This window comes from Mesorhizobium sp. ES1-3 (assembly GCF_020164795.1).
Lineage (GTDB): Bacteria > Pseudomonadota > Alphaproteobacteria > Rhizobiales > Rhizobiaceae > Mesorhizobium.
In genome coordinates this window covers 45,211-62,326 of sequence record NZ_JAIUGW010000017.1, presented here as the reverse complement: position 1 = coordinate 62,326, position 17,116 = coordinate 45,211, and the positions used below count along the sequence as shown (strand labels likewise).

Sequence of the window (17,116 nt, the reverse complement as noted above, 5' to 3'; positions counted from 1 at the left end):
CGAAATTCTCCTTGTGGGGTCCCATCCTTGCCGAAACCGCTTTTTACGAAATTGGTTCCAGCGGCCCATCGTTAGGGGCCGTACGGGGCTATTGGCCGGCCTTTTGAAGGCAAATTCGTGTCATTCGGCCGAGTTGCCGCGCCATTCTGGCTGTCGCCGCGCTTGACCTTGGCGGCGGCTGGGGCCACATGCCGGAAATGGAAACGCCGTTCTGGAAAACCAAGACGCTGGAAGCGATGAGCCCCACGGAGTGGGAATCGCTCTGCGACGGCTGCGGCAAGTGCTGCCTGTCGAAGCTCGAGGACGAGGACACCGGTGAAATCTACTGGACCAGCGTCGGCTGCCGGCTGTTCGACGCCGAGAGCTGCCGCTGTGCCGACTATGCCAACCGGCTGGCGCGCGTTCCCGATTGCGTCGGCCTGACGCCGCAGAATGTGCGCACCATCAGCTGGCTGCCCAGCACCTGCGCCTACCGGCTGGTGGCCGAGGGCCGCGACCTTTACTGGTGGCACCGGTTGATCTCGGGCAGCGCGGAGACCGTGCACGAGGCCGGCATCTCGATGCGCGGCCGGGTCAAGGCGAGCGAGACCGAGCTGGCCGAGCCGGAAGACTATTTTGACTATATGCTCGACGACGAGCCTTGACCCGCGCGGATGTCGAGAACCCGGCGAGGGGGCAGGGCGTTTGGCGCGAATATCGTTCAATGCGGCAAGGGATTTGGGCCGGCAAGGGATTTGGGCCGGCAAGGGATTTGCAAACGGCCAGCGCCTCGCCCGCCGGCGCCACATGAACCGCAGATGAACGGCGAGTTCGTAAATAGTTCAGACAGGCCAGTGCATTCTCCCGCCATCGGTTTCACGAGGACGGGCGCAAGCCCGCAACAAGGAGAGAGAACCATGTACACCACCATCAAGACGGCAGCGCTTTCTGCTCTGGTCGGCCTCGGCACGCTGGCGGCCATTCCCGCCCATGCCGACAGCCTCTATCTTGGTTTCGGTAACAACAACGATCCGCGCTTCGGCGTCTATGCCGGCGACGACGGCTATCGCCACCGCCGGGATGAGCGCCGTGACGACTGGCGCCGCGGCTGCTCGCCGGACCGCGCCCTCGACAAGGCCGAGCGCATGGGGCTGCACCGTGCCCGCATCGTCGATGCCAATCGCCGCGTGGTCAAGGTGATGGGCCGTCAGTACGGCGACCGTGTCGTCATCGTGTTCGCCAACGAGCGTGGTTGCCCGATCATCAACCGCTGAACGGGCGCAGCTCGAAAGAACCCCGCGGGAGCGATCCCGCGGGGTTCTTTCATGGGTGCCAACGGGGGACCCATGGCCGGCGGGGACCGGCCATCGCCTCGACCGATTACTTGAGTTCGAAGGTAACGGTGACCTGGACATTGTAGGCGTTCTCGCCGGCCTGCACAGGTGCCGCCCCGGCGGCGGCGTCGAAGGCCTTGGCGTTGATCGGCATTGGCGCCGGCCTGATGTTCTGGTCCGTGATCTCGAGCACCCGGCCGAGGCTGACCCCGGCCGCCTCGGCCAGCGTCCTGGCCTTGGCCATGGCGTCGGCGACAGCTTTCTTGCGCGCCTCGCTGACGGTGGCCGCCGGATTGTCATTGGTGAAGGCGATGCCGCCGCCCTGGTTGACGCCGAGCGACACCGCCTTGTCGAGGATCTCGCCTGTCTTGTCGACATCGCGTACCCGCACCGAGAGCGTGTTGGTCACCTGATAGGCGACGAGTTCGGCGTCCTGACTGCCGTCCGGCTTGTTGGTGTAGTTGTAGCGAGGGTTGATCTGGATGCCTGCGGTCTGCAGGTCGCGATCCTTGATGCCGGCTGCTTTCATCGCGGCGATCACGGCGGCCATGGCGTCATTGTTGGCATCGAGTGCGGCGCGCGCCGTCTTGGCTTCACGCATGACGCTGAGCGTCAGGACCGCCAGATCGGGGGCGACGGTTGCTTCGCCCTCGCCGGACACGATAATGCGAGGCGGCGTCGGCAGATCGGCGGCTCCAGCCATCGCCGGAAAAGCGATTGCAGCGGCGAGCGCGAGGGGCAAAAGATGTCTGGTCATGAAAATCTCCTTGGTCTGCGATCAGGTCGCAGGGGTCGCGTAGAGCGCGATTATGGGGTGATTTGGGCGATCTGCGAAACCCCGCAGGTAAAGCCTTGTGCCGCGATGCGAAAAACATTAATCCAGCCCGCGTGGGGCCTGTAGCTCAATGGTTAGAGCCGGCGGCTCATAACCGCTTGGTTGGGGGTTCGAGTCCCTCCGGGCCCACCAATACTTTAACTTATTGATTTTATTATATTTTATGGCCATGCTAACCTCGGTGTTTTGGACTCGAACCCTCGGATATTCGAGCAACGAACGATATGAGAATATTTGGCCGTGGCCGGCTTGAAACAGATGGTGGCCGCTGGACGCCATCTTGCCGGGGCAGCACTCCCTAAGTTGGCAACGTGAACTCACCGGCGAGGTTAACGGCACGGCCTTCGCGGGCCGATCTCTGAGCGGCGAGGCCCATGACGACGGCCCACCAGCCGTCGTGCAGGGTCACCTCCACCTTGCCTTGTCCGCGCACCGCCGCGAGGAAGCGGGCGTGTTCGAAATAGGTCGAGCCGTTGTGATCGCCGGCCGCAAGCAGCCGCGGGTCGACCGGAAACTCCAGCAGGCGCGGTCCCGGCGGATTGCGCGGGCTGATGATGAGCTCCGGCACGGGGTTGGCGCCCAGATGCTGTGGCCAGAAGCGCCCGGGTCCCGGCACCCGACATTCGATCTTTCCGTTGCCGCCGACGGCGCAGAGCTCCTCCTGGTAGCGGCTGCCCTCGGCGAACATGCAGAGTTCCAGCATGGCGCGCGCGCCGCCGGCGAAATCGATCAGCACATAGCCGTGGTCGAGAATATCCGGCGTCTCGCCGCTATAGCGTTCGTCGAGATGGTTGACCGCCTGTCCCGCGCTCGCCATCACGCGGACGGGATCTGATTTGAGAATCAGCCGCATCAGATCGAAGAAGTGGCAGCACTTCTCGACGAAGGTGCCGCCGGTGTTGCGGTTGAAGCGGTTCCAGTCGCCGACCTTGGCCAGAAAGGGAAAGCGGTGCTCGCGAATGGTCAGCATGCGGGTGCCCCCTGTGACATCGCCAGCGTGTTCGATGAAATTGGCGACGGAGGGCATATAGCGGTATTCCATCGCTACCCAGACGAGCGGAAGCCGGGCTGTCAGCGCCGCGATCCGTCTTTCATCGGCGGCGTCGGTGAACAGCGGCTTTTCCACCAGCACAGGCACTGGCCGCAGCGCTGCGATCTCCTCCAACTGGGCGAGATGACGGTGGTTGGGGCTGGCGATCAGAACACAGTCGACCGTGTCCATTGCCAGCAATTCGGCGGCCGACGCCGCCGGGCATGCATCCGGCGCCAGGGCGAGCGCGGCCGCCATCATGGCTGGGTCCGGCTCGAAGATCGCGGCGACATGCGCGTCAGGCAGCAGCGCGATGTTACGGATATGCTCCTGGCCCATCATGCCGCAGCCGATAATGCCGTAGCCGATCGATGATGTGGTCACGCGGCGTCTTCCTTCCAATGCTTATTTGAAACGGGTCACGTAGCGCGCCACGTCGGGATCGAACCAACTGCGGGAATACTCCACGCTGGCTCCGTCTCCAGCCCAGGCGACACGTTCGATGAAGCCGACGACCGTCCCCGGCGGCGGCCTGAAATCGGCCGGCGCCCAGTCGGGTGCCGGCCCGACGGAGACGAGATCCTCGGCGCGGACGATCGAAAAACCGAGCGCCAGCCGGTAATGGAGATAGAGCGATTCCGATAGCTCCTCGCGCTTGAGCCGCTCGGCGCGGCCGGCGTCGAGCCAGATCTCCTCGACGGCGGCCGGCTCACTGTCGAGCCGCCGCAGGCGGCGGATGCGATGGGCTTCGCTGGCGCTGCCGAACTCCGGCAGGCCGGCGGGTTTGGGCAGCCGTTCGACCGACAGCACCTCGGCGGTCGGCAGCCCGCCACCGCCGATGCACTCCAGCCGGAAGAAGGCGTAGACCCCGAGCAGGTCGCCGCGCGCCCTGATATAGTTGCCCGAGCCCTGGACGCGGTCGAGCAGGCCCTTTTCGGTGAGGTCGGCCAAGGCGCGCCGCAGCGTGCCGACAGCGATCCCCAAGTTCGCGGCCATCTCGCGCTCGGGCGGAAGCCGCGCCCCGTCCGCCAGCCGTCCGGCGGCGATTTCGCGGATCAGCATCTCGCTGATCTGCAGGTGCACGGGCAGGGGACCGCGCATCTGGCTCGATCGGTGGCCGGGCTCGGCCCGTGTCAGCGGCATTTCCGCTTTCTCCAATCCGCTTTCTTGGCTGCATCGAAAATTGATACAGTATTGATCTACATCAAAACGAATGCTACGCAAAGCCTATTCGCGCCGTCAAAAACCAACGCGTTTCCTGAAGGACCGGCATGACCATCGTCCCCATCACGTCACCGGATCTCGACGCGGCCGAAGTTTCATGGTTCGCCGCGCTGTGCTCGGACGACTATCGCTATCTCGGCATGCCCGACGGCGCGCTGCGCTCGAGCTGGGCGCATTGTTCCGAGATCGTGAAGACGTCCGAGGAGCTCGGTTTCCGCAACATATTGTGCCCGTCATCCTATCAGGTCGGCCAGGACACGCTGAGCTTCGTTGCCGGCTGCGCGCCGATCACGTCGAAGATCAATCTGCTCGCGGCCGTGCGCTGTGGCGAGATGCAGCCGATCATGCTGGCGCGCACGATCGCGACGCTCGACCACATGCTGGAAGGCAGGCTGACACTGAACATCATCTCGTCGGACTTTCCCGGCGAGACGGCCGACAGCGCCTACCGCTACCAGCGTTCGCGCGAAGTGGTGCAGATCCTGCGCCAGGCCTGGACCCGCGACAGCATCGATTTCGAGGGCGAGGTCTATCGATTCAAGGGTGTGCCGACGGCTCCGGCGAAACCCTATCAGCGGAATGGCGGTCCATTGCTCTATTTCGGCGGCTATTCACCGGACGCCCTCGAGCTTTGCGCCGAACAGTGCGATGTCTACCTGATGTGGCCGGAAACCAGGGAAGAACTGGCCGGGCGCATGAAGGCCGTGCATGAGCGCGCCGCGCGGCACGGGCGTACGCTCGACTATGGCCTGCGCATCCACATGATCGTGCGCGACACCGAGGCCGAGGCGAAGGAATACGCGCGAGAGCTGGTTTCGAAGCTCGACGACGAACAGGGCAAAGCGATCCGCGAGCGGGCGCTCGATGCCCGATCGCTTGGCGTGTCGCATCAGGCCAGGAACCGCGAGATCGCCGATGCGGAAGGCTATGTCGAGCCGCATCTGTGGACGGGTGTCGGCCGTGCGCGCTCGGGCTGCGGCGCGGCCCTTGTGGGCTCGGCCGATCAGATCCTGTCGGAGATCGAGGGGTATATGAAAATGGGCATCCGCGCCTTTATCTTCTCCGGCTACCCGCATCTCGACGAGGCGCGGCATTTCGGCACCAAGGTGCTTCCGCAGCTCAAGACCTGCTCCTTGCCGCATGCCTATGGCCGGGTGCCGAACCGGATGCCGGACACACCGTTGGGAACGGGGGCGCGGCGCTGATGGAGCATGTCGTGTGCGATCCGCGCAGTCTGCGCAACGCGTTCGGGCGCTTCGCCACCGGCGTCACGGTGGTCACCACCGGCGGCGCCGACGGTCCGGTCGCGATCACCGCCAACAGCTTTTCGTCGGTGTCGCTCGACCCGCCGCTGGTGCTGTGGTCGATCGGCCGCCACTCGCGCCGGTTCGATGCTTTCGCCAACGCCGCCCATTATGCCATCCACGTGCTGGCGCAGGATCAGACCGATTTGTGCTGGCGCTTTTCGAAATCCGGCTCCGACTTCGCCGGTCTCGACCTCACCTGGAATGCACATGGCGTGCCGCTGCTGCCCAAGGCCTTGGCGCGGTTCGAATGCTGCGTCGCTGACCGTTTCCCAGCCGGCGATCACATGATACTGCTCGGGCGCGTGCTGGAACTGGAAACGCAGGACGGATCGCCGTTGCTGTTTGCCGGCGGCAAGTCCCAGGCTCAGGACGCGGTGTGATGAATATTCGCGCCGGCTCGGGCCGGTGCCGTCGATTGGCGCACCACCAGATGGCAGGCGAGCTCGACGCGGCGCGGCGGCAGGTTCGAATGAGCCATGTCGTCGAGCAGCACGCTGAGCGCGGCCGAGCCGATTTCGCGCATGGGAATGTGCATCGCCGTCAGCGGCGGATTGCAGAAGGCCGCCAGCGGCAGGTCGTCGATGCCGACGACGGAGACATCGCCGGGCACCGAATACCCGGCCTCCTGGATGCCGGCGATGGCGCCGAAGGCCAGGCTATCGCCGGCCGTCAGCACGGCGGTGAAATCGAGGCCACGCGCCGCAATGCGCTCCTTCACCGCCTTGCTGGCGAGCTCCGGCAGCCAGTCCTGCACCTCGACCACGAGATCGTCGAAGCCGGCGGCGCCGCTGGCGATCAACGCGTCGCGCCAGCCTTCGTAGCGGCGCTCGATGGTGCGCCGGCCGCGCCGCATCAGGAACAGGATGCGGCGGTGGCCGAGGCCGATCAGGTGCTGCGCGGCGAGCATGGCGGCGGAGCGGTTGCAAGGCGTGACGCTGGAATGGCGCATCGACGGATCGTCGCCGTTGACGAGCACGATCGGCTTGGAGAGGCCGGCCGTCAGCGTCAGGACTTCATTGTCGTCCAGGGTCAGGAAAAGGCAGCCGGCGACGCTGTCGTCATGCTCGGATTCGCGCAGCAGTGCGATCTCGTCATTGGGCGTCGAGACCGGCCGCGTCACCACTTCGACACCGAGCAGGCGGGCGCGCTCGTTGAGCCCGTCGAGCACATGGTAGGTGAACTGGCTGCGGGCACTGTCGACCATGGCCACGCTGCTTGCCGCCAGGATGACCTTGCGGCCGGCGACCGAGGCCGGAATGACGTAGTTCATCGACTTCGCCATTTCGATGATCTTGCTGCGAAGCTCATCCCTTACGCCGACCGCGCCGCTAAGGGCACGCGAGGCGGTGCTGACCGACACGCCGCAACGCGCCGCGATCTCCTCAAGTCGAACGCGACGGCTGGGTCGGCCCCTCTTTCCGTGGATCGTCATGCGCCTTCTCCAGCAAAGTTGCACAATTCTGCAAAAAATTTTCAGATTGCGCAAGAAAAATGCCTGTGAGACAGTTTCGGCAGGGTGGAGGAAACGGGAGGAATGATGCCGCTGTCGGCCGAACGCCTGAATTCCGCGCTTGCGAGCCTCGTGGCTGGCATGACCGGCTTGCGCCATGACGGGCGGTTCGATGAACCCAATCTCGACGGGACGCCGGGCGACTATGTCAGCTTCGAGAGCTGGGAATGGCCGCAGGGCGTCGGGCTCTATGGTCTTGTCCGGCTTTGGGCGCAGACCGGCGACGACAGCCTGCTGCAGACGCTGGAAGCCTGGTACGACCGGCGCATCGCCGCCGGGCTGCCAGCGATGAACGTCAACACCACGGCACCGCTGCTGGCGTTGAGCGAGCTTTGGCGCCGACAGCGCCAGCCGCGCTTCGAGCCGGCGTTGCGCGAATGGGCTGAGCGGGTGATCACCGCCATGCCGCGGACGCCCGAGGGCGGCTTCCAGCACAATGTTTCGGACCGGGTCAACGACGATGAATTGTGGGACGACACGCTGTTCATGGTGGCGCTGTTTCTCGCATCCTACGGCCAGGCCGCCGGCCAGCGCCGCTTCGTTGAGGAGGCGGAACGGCAGTTCCTCGTCCATGCCCGCTATCTCGCCGATCCGGCCTCGGGACTGTGGTTCCACGGCTGGACCTTCGCGGGCCGGCATAATTTCGCCGGCGCCCTTTGGGGCAGGGGCAATGCCTGGATCACCGTCGGCATCCTCGACGTGATCGAATTTGCCGACATCACGCCTTCGGTGAAGGCCTACCTGCTCGGCGTGCTCGAGACGCAGATCAAAGCGTTGCTCAAGGTTCAGTCGGGCTCGGGCGCATGGCATACCTTGCTCGACGACCCGACCTCCTACGAGGAGATCTCGGCCACGGCCGGATTCGGCTATGGGCTGATGAAGGCCGCACGGCTGGGGATCGGCCCGCCGGAATGCCGGGCCGCCGGGCTCCGCGCCCTGGAGGCGGTGGTGGCGAACATCGACAAGCAGGGTGTGGTGGCCAACGTCTCCTATGGCACACGAATGGGCCATGATTTGCAGTTCTACCGCGACATACCGATCCACCCGACCGGCTATGGACAGGCGCTGGCCATCCTGTGCCTGACCGAAGGGGCGCGGCACATCAAGGCGGAGGTGGAGGCGGCATGATGCGGACGCTGTTTGGCGCATCGCCGGCGGACATTGCCGGCATGGATACGGAGCGGCTGAGGGCCGAATTCCTGGTCGACGGCCTGTTCCGGCCGGGTGCGATCGAATTCGCCTACACCCACATCGACCGCATGATCGTCGGCGGCGCGGTGCCGCTGGCCAATCCGCTGCTGTTCGGCAACGGCGCGGATGTCGGCACCGAGTTGTTCTTCACCGCGCGCGAGATGGGCATCGCCAATCTCGGCGGCAACGGCACCGTCACTGTCGATGGCGCCCGCTTTGCCTTGGCCAACCGCGATGTCGTCTATGTCGGGCGCGGCGCCCGCGAGGTGATGCTGGAGAGCGACGATGCGGCAAGGCCGGCACATTTCTACATGAATTCGGTGCCGGCCGGCGCCGACATCCCGCATCGCCTGATCGCCAAGGGCGAAGCCAAGCCATTGGTGCTGGGCGACGAGGCGCGCGCCAACAAGCGCACGCTGCGCATGTATATCCACCCCGAGGTCGCCCCGTCCTGCCTCCTGCTCATGGGCATCACCGACCTGGCGCCGGGCAGCATCTGGAACACCATGCCGCCGCATCTGCACGAGCGCCGCATGGAGGCCTATTGCTATTTCGATCTCGCCGCGGCCGACCGGGTCGTTCATCTGATGGGTCGGCCCGACAAGACACGCCATTTGATGGTCGCCGACGGCGACGTCGTCCTGTCGCCGGCCTGGTCGATCCATATGGGTGCCGGCACCGGCCCCTACGCTTTCGTCTGGGGAATGACCGGCGAGAACCAGGCCTACACCGATGTCGACCCGGTTGCTGTGAAGGATTTGCGATGAGCGTGGCGGCAAAGACCGTTCAGACCGATTTTACGCTGCGCCGGCCGCTCGCGGCGGGACAGTCGGTCGTTCATTGGCGGCTCGGGCCTATCGCCGAGCAGCGCTACGATGTGGCCGACCAACCGATGAAGGGGGAGATGGATCCCTTCTTCTTCCTGACCAAGCACAAGAATTTCATTCCGCATGAATATCCGTGCCGCACGCAGTTCGCAGCCGAACGCCGCGGCAAGCGGCCTCAGGTCGGCGCCGAATTCAGCGCCGGGCGCATCTGGCTGCCTTTCGCTTCGCCGCGTGTCGACCTGTCCGGCTTCTGGTTCCGGCCGACGGTGCTTGGAACCTGGGCCGAGACGATCATCGACGCTGCCTCGGCCGGCGAGGCGCTGCTGCGGCTGCGCACATGCGGCGGCGCCATTCTCTTCGTCAACGGCGGGGAAGCCGGCTGGATGGCGCCCTACGGCCGCAATCTGGAAAGCGCCGAGGACTTCCGGGTCGCGCTCAGCGCCGGCCGCAACGATATCCGCATCTGGTTCGACGATCTCGCCGAGCGTGACGCCCGCTACTATTTCCAGCTCGACTATCTGTCGGGCCCGGCCGCTGCGGTCGCCTTGCCGATCGAGGTCGAGGGCGCGGTCGCCGATGCGATGGAGGCGGCGCTCGACGACATGCGTTTCGAGCGTCCTGCCTATGATGGCGGCGAGGTGGCGCTGGTCACCGGCGTGGCGCTGCCGCGCGATGCCCAGGTCGCGGTCGAGATCGAGGGCGATTTCATGTCGATCGAGGCGCCGGTGCGCTTTGCCTTCGAATTGTCCGCCGGCCAAACGCGGCTGCCGATCGCCGACACCGAGCAACTGCCCGCCGATTTTCGTCATTTCAAGGTGACGCTGACGATTGGTGGCCATGCCGCATCGCGCGTCTTCGGCGTCGAGATCTGCCACGCGCGACGACAGGGCGGCGCGCCGGAAACGCTTGCCGCGCGCATCGACGAGGCGCTGAGCGAAGTCGCCGGTCATGCCGAGGCCGACACGGTGCGCGCGCTGGCGCGGCTGGCGAAAGGGCAGGAGGGTGCCGAGACCGACGCCATGATCTCCGGCGTGCTGCCGGCGATCGAGGACTGTCACGACTGCGCCGACTTCATCCTGGTGCCGCTGCTGTGGTGCCGCAGGGCCTATGGCGATCGGCTGGACGCCGGCCTGCGCGGGCGCGTCGACAAGGCGATCCTCGGCTATCGCTACTGGATGGACGAGCCCGGCAACGACGTGCAGTGGTACTTTTCCGAGAACCACGCGCTGCTCTTCCACACCGCGGCCTATCTCGCCGGCGGGCTGTTGCCGCAAGCGCGCTTCGCGCGCTCGGGCCGCTCTGGCCGCGAGCAGTCGGCGGTGGGCGCGGCCCGGGTGCGGGCCTGGCTCGACCATTTCGAGGCTTGGGAAATGGCCGAGTTCAATTCGGCGCCCTACTTTCCGATCGACCTCAAGGGCCTGTGTGCGCTTTACGCGCTGGCGCCGGACAAGGACATCGCCGATCGTGCCGGAAAAGCTGTCATCCGCCTACTGGAGATCGTCGCCCGCTCGGCCCATCACGGCATGCTGACCGGTGCTCAGGGCCGCTCCTACGAGCACACGCTGCGCGCCGCGCGCTCGCTGGAGTTGTCGGGCATCTGCCGCATGGTCTGGGGCAAGGGCAATTACGGCATGCGCTTCCATGCGCTGCCGCAGCTTGCGTTGTGCCTGCGCGACCACGGCCTGAGCATTCCCGCCGAGCTTGCACCCATTGCCTCGGTCGCTGACGATACGGCGTGGGAGTGGAGTTTCGCGCAAGGACAGGACCGCTTCGCGCGGCTCTATCACCACAAGACGCGCGGCCATGCCATGGGCAGCGCCTCCGGCTATCGCTGGAACCAGTGGGGATACCAAGAAACGGTCCTTCACGCCCGGCTGGGCGGGAACGCGGATGCGCAAATCTGGATCAACCATCCGGGCGAAGTCTTGCAGTCCGGCTATGGCAGGCCGTCCTACTGGGGCGGCTCCGGCACCTTGCCCAGGGTCCACCAATACCGCGACCTCGCCGTCGTCAGCTTCTCCTGTTCGGACGAACAGCCTGATTTCACGCATGCCTGGTTTCCGGCCGGTGTCTTCGACACGGTCCGCATCGACGGTCAGTCGGCGCTGGCGCAGGCCGGCGACGCTTTCGCGATGCTCATGACGGATGTGCCGCTGTCCCAGGTTACCAGCGGCCCGACCGCCGGCAATGAATTGCGTGCGGCCGGGCGCAAGGCGACGTGGATCGTCCGTCTCGGCGACCGGAACACCAATCTCCCGACGCTCGAAAGCTGGAGCGATGCCTTCGCCGGCCTGTCGTTGCATTCGAGTGCCGATGGCCAACTCACCGTCGAGGATCCGGAATATGGCACTGTGCGTTTCCTCGCCGACGCAACGATAGTGGCCGAGGGACGGACACTCGATCCGGCCAGTTGGACCGTGCGCGGCGAGGCGACACGCATGAAACGCAGGGAATAGGGAGGATCAGGCCGTGCCCTCATGAGGAGAGGGCGGGGCGGCTTGAATTGATAGGGGCTGAACCCCGACAAAGGAGGAGACGTAGCATGATCAAGACCCGCACCTTGCTGGCCGCGATATCGGTCAGCCTGCTCGCATCGACCAGCGCGTTTGCCGGCGATGTGCGCATCATGTGGTATTCGGACGGCGTCGAAGGCGAAGTCATCCAGGACCTTCTGAACCGCTTCATGAAGGACAATCCCGACATCCATGTCACGCTGGACAATGTCGCCTACAAGGTGATCCAGGAGCAGCTGCCGATCCAGCTCGAAGCCGGCCAGGGCCCGGACATCGCCCGCGTCACCAACATCAAGGAGCTTGCCCAGCACTGGCTCGATCTCAGGCCGCTGGTTGCCGACCCGAAATACTGGGACGATAATTTCGGCGATACGCTGGACTGGATGCGCCCCGACGGCTCGAAGGCCATCACCGGCTTCATGACGCAGCTGACGCTCACCGGCGGCTTCGCCAACAAGACGCTGTTCGAACAGGCCGGCGTGGCGCTGCCCGGCGACAAGGCGACGTGGGACGACTGGATCAATGCCGCCGCCGAGGTGGCGAAGAGCCAGCAGCTACCGGCGGCGTTTGCGATCGACCGCTCCGGCCATCGCATTTCGGGCGCCAATGTCTCCTACGGCGCCAATTATATCGGAGCCGACGGCAAGCCGGCGAAAGTGGACGACGGCACCAAGGCGTTCATCACCAAGCTCGTCGACTGGACCGCCAAGGGCCTGATGCTGAAGGATACGTGGGTGTCGGCGGCGGGATCGACCTACCGCGCGGCGACCGACGATTTCATCAACGCGCAGATCCCGTTCTATTATTCGGGCAGCTGGCAGGTCGCCAATCTGTCGACCAAGATCGGCGACAGTTTCGACTGGGTGGCAACCGGTTCGCCCTGCGGCACGGTCGGCTGCTCGGGCGTGAAAGGCGGCGCGGCACTTGTCGCCATCAAATATACCAAGAACCCCAAGGATGTCGCCAAGGTCATGGACTACCTGGCCAGCGAAGCCATCGTGAAGGAGTTCAGCGAACGCACGCTGTTCCTGCCGGCGCACAAGGGCGTGGTCGCGAAAGGCGGGCTCAAGTGGGGTTCGGCAGACAAGAATGTCGGCCCGGCGCTCGATAGGTTCGTAAAGGCGGCGGGTGAGACCTTGCCTGCGGCCGACGCGCTGCCGGCGTGGAAATGGGCCAACGCCTACTATGCCGCTCTGGTGACCCGCGTCAGCCAGGTGATGGCCGGCGAACTCACCCTCGACGAGGCCTGGGGCAAGATCGACCAGGACATCGCCGACAAGGTCGCCGAGGGCAAATGAGCGCCTCCGCGACCCTCAAGGCATGGGCTGGCGCCGCGCTTGCGGCGCCGGTCGTCTGGCTTGCATCTGCCGTCAACGTGCCGCTCAAATCTTGGCAGCGCGCGACGGGTACCGGCGGCATGGCCGCCTTCTTCCTTGCCCCGAACATGGCGATCTTCGGCATCTTCGTGCTGGTGCCGCTGGTCATCAACTTCTTCTATTCGGCCACGTCAGGCACTGCCTACTTCCTGCAGGACCGCAGCTATGTCGGACTTGAGCAATATCAGCGCCTGCTCGATTGCAGCAATTATCTGGATACCGCCACGTGCCGCGAGGATCTATTCTGGAAAGCCGTGCACAATACCGGCCTGTTCGTCGTCGTGCAGGTGGCACTGATGACAGTCGTGTCTGTTGTCACGGCGCTGATCCTCAACCGCGAGATCGCGGGGCGCTCGTTCTGGCGCGCGGTGTTCTTCTTTCCGGTGCTGCTGTCGCCGGTCGTCACAGGCCTGATCTGGCGCTGGACCCTGCAACGCCAGGGACTGCTCAACTTGATCGTCCATGACTTCGGAGGCGAGCCCTACAACTGGCTGACCGACCGTTTCTGGGCCTTCACCGCAGCCGTCAGCGTTTCGGTCTGGGCCCATATGGGCTTCTACACGCTGATCCTGCTTGCCGGGCTGCAGGCGATCCCGCGCGATCTTTACGAGGCGGCCGAGATGGACGGCACCAAGCCGGCGCGGGTGTTCTGGCGCATCACGCTGCCGCTCTTGATGCCGAACCTGCTCGTCGTCATCGTGCTGGCGCTGATCCGCGCCGTACAGATCTTCGACGAAGTCTATGTGCTGACGGGAGGCGGACCAGGAACCTCCACCCTCTATCTCACGCAGTACATCTATGAGATCGGCTTCGCCTCGCTGCTGCGCAATCCGGGACTGGCCTCGGCGGCGTCCATGCTGATGGGGCTGGTGCTGGTCGTGTTGACCCTGCTTCAGCTGCAGGTCGGACGCCGGGGCGAACGCAAAGGGGTGCGCCAATGAGCGGCGTCATGACATTCCTGACCCGCCGGCGCGGCGGCCGTGGCTGGCATTGGACGGATGTCGTGAGCTGGCTGTGGCTCACCGGCGGTCTCGTCATCATGTTCGGCCCGGCCATCTGGCTGGTCGGCTCGTCGTTCAAGACGCCGGCGCAGCTTGCCGAGTTCCCGCCGACCATCCTGCCCTATGTCAGCCAGCAGGTCAGCGTCGAAGGTTACGACAAGCCGCTCACGCTCTACAAAGTGAAGCTGCCGGACGGTTCGACCAAGGTGCTGGCCGAGATACGCCGCCTCGGCATCGTGGCGCAGATGGTGGATCCGCAGGCGCCGAAGGACATCATCAAGGTCAACATCGCCAACCGGGAACCTGTGCGCGAAATCGGCTTCGCGACAGAAAACTACACCGAGCCCTTCGTCCATTTCGATTTCCTCCGTTATTTGCGCAATTCGGTTTTCGTCACCGCGATGGCGACGCTGATCACGTTGCTCACCAATTCGATGGCGGCGTTTGCCCTGTCGAAATACAGGTTCCGCGGCCGAGATCTCACCATGCTGGTGATCGTCGGCACGCTGATGGTGCCGCTGTCGGTCATCCTTGTGCCGCTCTATTCGGTGGTCAGCGCCGTCGGCCTGCTCGATTCGCTGTGGGGCGTGATCCTGCCGACCGTGGCGACGCCGACCGGCGTGTTCCTGCTTCGCCAATACATGCTGACCATCCCGGACGAGTTGCTCGACGCGGCGCGTATGGACAATGCGTCCGAATGGCAGATCTACTGGCGTATCGTGCTGCCGCTTGCCGCACCGGCGCTAGCGGTGCTCGCGATCTTCTCTGTCGTCTGGCGCTGGAACGACTTCCTTTGGCCGCTGGTGGTGCTGTCGCGCAAGGAGCTCTACACGCTCCAGGTCGGGCTCAATACCTATGCCGGCCAGCTCAACGTGCAGTGGCACTTTATACTGGCGATGACAGTGGTGACGATGATCCCTGTGGTTCTCGTCTTCGTCTTCCTGCAGCGTTACATCACCTCCGGCATTGCCGGCACCGGGCTGAAATGAGGGCGCCATGGGACGGATAACGCTTACCAGCATCGATCGCGCTTACGGCAAGATGAAGATCCTGCACGACATCAATCTCGACGTCGCCGACGGCGAGATGCTGGTGCTTGTCGGCCCGTCGGGCTGCGGCAAGTCCACGCTGTTGCGGCTGATCGCCGGGCTCGATCGTCCGACCGGCGGCAGGATCGAGATCGACGGCGTCGATGCCACCGACGTTTCGGCCGCGCAGCGCGGTCTGGCCATGGTGTTCCAGTCTTACGCGCTCTACCCGCATATGAGCGTGCGCCAGAATCTCGCCTTCGGGCTCGAAAACATCCGCATGGCGAAGGCCGAGATCGATGCGCGCATCGCGGAAGCGGCGCGCATGCTGGAGATTGCGCCCTATCTCGACCGCCGGCCCGGGCAGCTTTCCGGCGGGCAGAAGCAGCGTGTGGCGATCGGCCGTGCGGTGGTTCGCAATCCGACCGCCTTCCTGCTCGATGAACCGCTGTCCAATCTCGACGCCGAACTGCGCATCTCGACACGCGCTGAGCTGGCCGCCCTGCACAAGCGACTGGCAACCACGATGATCTATGTCACCCATGACCAGGTCGAGGCGATGACGCTGGCCGACCGCATCGTGGTGATGCGCTCGGGGCGGATCGAGCAGATCGGCCGGCCGCTCGATCTCTACAATGCGCCGGCAAACCTGTTCGTCGCCGGCTTCATCGGCGCGCCGCGTATGAACCTCTTGCCCGTGAAGGTGCTTTCCGTCGCCGTGAATGAAGTCGCGGTGCAAGGCCCGGGCGGACTGAGCGCCGTGATCGCTGCCAATGGCGCCGCCCTGAAGCCGGGAGACGAAGCTACGCTCGGTATCCGCCCGCACGACGTCGATCTTTCGGCAGGCGGTCCCGGCAGCGTCGAGGCGCGTGTCACGCTGGTCGAGGCTCTAGGTCCCGAGACGGTCGTTCACGCCACCATCGCCGGCGATGAGAAGATGGTCGCGGTGCTTAACCAGCAGGGCATCGGCGCCGGCGGCAAGCAGATCAGCCTGCGGCTCAATCCAGAGCGGATGCATCTGTTCGATACGGCAGGCCTGCGCGTGCCCACAATCTAACCCGGCAACAGGTAAGGTGGAAAAAACGAGTGACGGCGGCGCGCATGGCTGGCGTGTCGACATGGCGATCACCGTCAATCTGTTCCTGCGACGCCGGGGCTGGTGCACCTGTTTTCACTGTCAAAGACGCTACTGCTCCTGGCAATCGAACCCTTCAGGACGAAATTGGCCTTTGGTCGCTGCCCTCGCGCCAGCCGGTCGCGGGATGATACGGAACAATGCGGGAATCCTGAAGACTCGAACCCACGAAAAAATCAATAAAATCAATGTTCCAGACACGTCCTCCGGGCCCACCAAAATCGCTCAATATCAATCACTTATGGCCAACTTCGACCTGAAGTGGGCCAGTTCGCTTGTTCTACACACGACTGAGTTCGATCGCTCTGGCATGAACATGATCCAGGCCGGGGAGGACGATCTACGCCTGTCTCTATCTTTTACCCTTGCTCCTGTTCGTCAATCGGGTTGCGCACAGCCATTCATAGCCCAGTTGTTTCAAGGCTGAAAAGACCACTGGACGATAGGGGCGGCAAAAGGCGGTAACGGCCTGCGATCGGGATGGTTTGGCCCGCCACATCGATAGGTTGCGGATGCAAATAAGCTAGTGCGAAAACAGCAACCGTGTCGCAATGGTCATCGCAGCTGCGTTATCCTGACTTGGAAGGGGGCTTTCGCCGAACTGTTATTTATTTATGGCCGTCGTTCTCGCTGCGCCTGTTGAACGACGGCTTCGCGCCTATCTTCGACGTAGAGGCCAGTTTTGCTGCTGCTCGGAAGCAGACATTTCCCGGGCGCTATCAGACGCAGGTAGAGACGCGGGGAGCTCTTTGGATTTTTCGCTCCCATGGTCTTCATCATACGGTCGCGCGCAGCCGGGTTGCGAAGTTCCGTGGCTATGATTGTG

At 64.4% G+C, this 17,116-nt stretch carries 16 protein-coding genes and 1 tRNA gene; 13 read left to right on the top strand and 4 right to left on the bottom strand.

Annotated elements, in window-relative coordinates:
* The first annotated feature begins 197 nt into the window (after positions 1-197).
* Together LB536_RS21610 and LB536_RS21605 are read left to right on the top strand one after the other, a co-directional pair.
* Complete coding sequence (locus tag LB536_RS21610; protein ID WP_140813433.1) at positions 198-644, top strand: YcgN family cysteine cluster protein; 447 nt, start codon at positions 198-200, stop codon at positions 642-644.
* 252 nt (positions 645-896) lie between these two features.
* A complete protein-coding gene (locus tag LB536_RS21605; RefSeq protein ID WP_140761277.1) occupies positions 897-1,253 on the top strand; it encodes a hypothetical protein in 357 nt (118 codons plus the stop codon).
* Between the two features lie 106 nt (positions 1,254-1,359).
* On the opposite strand, the gene LB536_RS21600 is transcribed toward LB536_RS21605, so the two are convergent.
* Positions 1,360-2,070, bottom strand: a complete 711-nt coding sequence (locus LB536_RS21600) for an SIMPL domain-containing protein (protein ID WP_224596137.1) — start codon at positions 2,068-2,070, stop codon at positions 1,360-1,362.
* A gap of 134 nt (positions 2,071-2,204) precedes the next feature.
* Between LB536_RS21600 and LB536_RS21595 the strand changes: the two genes are divergently transcribed.
* A tRNA-Ile gene (locus tag LB536_RS21595) sits at positions 2,205-2,280 on the top strand.
* Between the two features lie 166 nt (positions 2,281-2,446).
* Here LB536_RS21595 and LB536_RS21590 read toward each other — a convergent pair.
* The gene (locus LB536_RS21590) at positions 2,447-3,562 is read right to left on the bottom strand and encodes a Gfo/Idh/MocA family protein (RefSeq protein ID WP_224596134.1); all 1,116 of its coding nucleotides are present in this window, start codon (positions 3,560-3,562) and stop codon (positions 2,447-2,449) included.
* A gap of 21 nt (positions 3,563-3,583) precedes the next feature.
* Entirely contained in the window at positions 3,584-4,321 is a 738-nt protein-coding gene (locus tag LB536_RS21585; RefSeq protein WP_224596131.1) for a GntR family transcriptional regulator, read from the bottom strand.
* A gap of 128 nt (positions 4,322-4,449) precedes the next feature.
* Here LB536_RS21585 and LB536_RS21580 point away from each other — a divergent pair, with 128 nt between their 5' ends.
* A complete protein-coding gene (locus tag LB536_RS21580) occupies positions 4,450-5,607 on the top strand; it encodes an LLM class flavin-dependent oxidoreductase (protein ID WP_224596128.1) in 1,158 nt (385 codons plus the stop codon).
* Positions 5,607-6,089 carry a flavin reductase family protein gene (locus LB536_RS21575; RefSeq protein WP_140761289.1) on the top strand — a complete coding sequence of 161 codons (483 nt, stop codon included), beginning with the start codon at positions 5,607-5,609 and terminating at the stop codon, positions 6,087-6,089. The genes LB536_RS21580 and LB536_RS21575 overlap by 1 nt, the downstream gene beginning before the upstream one ends.
* Here LB536_RS21575 and LB536_RS21570 read toward each other — a convergent pair.
* Positions 6,074-7,141 carry a LacI family DNA-binding transcriptional regulator gene (locus LB536_RS21570; RefSeq protein WP_224596125.1) on the bottom strand — a complete coding sequence of 356 codons (1,068 nt, stop codon included), beginning with the start codon at positions 7,139-7,141 and terminating at the stop codon, positions 6,074-6,076. The genes LB536_RS21575 and LB536_RS21570 overlap by 16 nt on opposite strands.
* A gap of 102 nt (positions 7,142-7,243) precedes the next feature.
* Here LB536_RS21570 and LB536_RS21565 point away from each other — a divergent pair, with 102 nt between their 5' ends.
* The 8 genes from LB536_RS21565 to LB536_RS21530 all read left to right on the top strand — a co-directional run bounded on the left by LB536_RS21565 (position 7,244) and on the right by LB536_RS21530 (position 16,717).
* Positions 7,244-8,347, top strand: coding sequence for a glycoside hydrolase family 105 protein (locus LB536_RS21565; RefSeq protein ID WP_318013481.1), 1,104 nt, complete (start codon positions 7,244-7,246; stop codon positions 8,345-8,347).
* On the top strand, positions 8,344-9,177 hold the full coding sequence (gene kduI / locus LB536_RS21560; protein WP_224596124.1) for a 5-dehydro-4-deoxy-D-glucuronate isomerase: 834 nt from the start codon (positions 8,344-8,346) through the stop codon (positions 9,175-9,177). Before LB536_RS21565 ends, kduI begins: the two co-directional genes overlap by 4 nt.
* Entirely contained in the window at positions 9,174-11,693 is a 2,520-nt protein-coding gene (locus tag LB536_RS21555) for a hypothetical protein (protein WP_224596121.1), read from the top strand. The genes kduI and LB536_RS21555 overlap by 4 nt, the downstream gene beginning before the upstream one ends.
* 86 nt (positions 11,694-11,779) lie before the next feature.
* Complete coding sequence (locus LB536_RS21550) at positions 11,780-13,048, top strand: ABC transporter substrate-binding protein (protein WP_224596119.1); 1,269 nt, start codon at positions 11,780-11,782, stop codon at positions 13,046-13,048.
* Positions 13,045-14,067 carry a carbohydrate ABC transporter permease gene (locus LB536_RS21545; RefSeq protein WP_224596117.1) on the top strand — a complete coding sequence of 341 codons (1,023 nt, stop codon included), beginning with the start codon at positions 13,045-13,047 and terminating at the stop codon, positions 14,065-14,067. The genes LB536_RS21550 and LB536_RS21545 overlap by 4 nt, the downstream gene beginning before the upstream one ends.
* Positions 14,064-15,116, top strand: a complete 1,053-nt coding sequence (locus LB536_RS21540; protein ID WP_224596114.1) for a carbohydrate ABC transporter permease — start codon at positions 14,064-14,066, stop codon at positions 15,114-15,116. Before LB536_RS21545 ends, LB536_RS21540 begins: the two co-directional genes overlap by 4 nt.
* A 7-nt stretch (positions 15,117-15,123) precedes the next feature.
* Positions 15,124-16,212 (top strand): ABC transporter ATP-binding protein, encoded by a 1,089-nt coding sequence (locus LB536_RS21535; RefSeq protein WP_140761304.1) that lies wholly within the window; start codon positions 15,124-15,126, stop codon positions 16,210-16,212.
* 61 nt (positions 16,213-16,273) lie between these two features.
* Complete coding sequence (locus LB536_RS21530) at positions 16,274-16,717, top strand: hypothetical protein (RefSeq protein WP_224596111.1); 444 nt, start codon at positions 16,274-16,276, stop codon at positions 16,715-16,717.
* Positions 16,718-17,116: the final 399 nt, after the last annotated feature.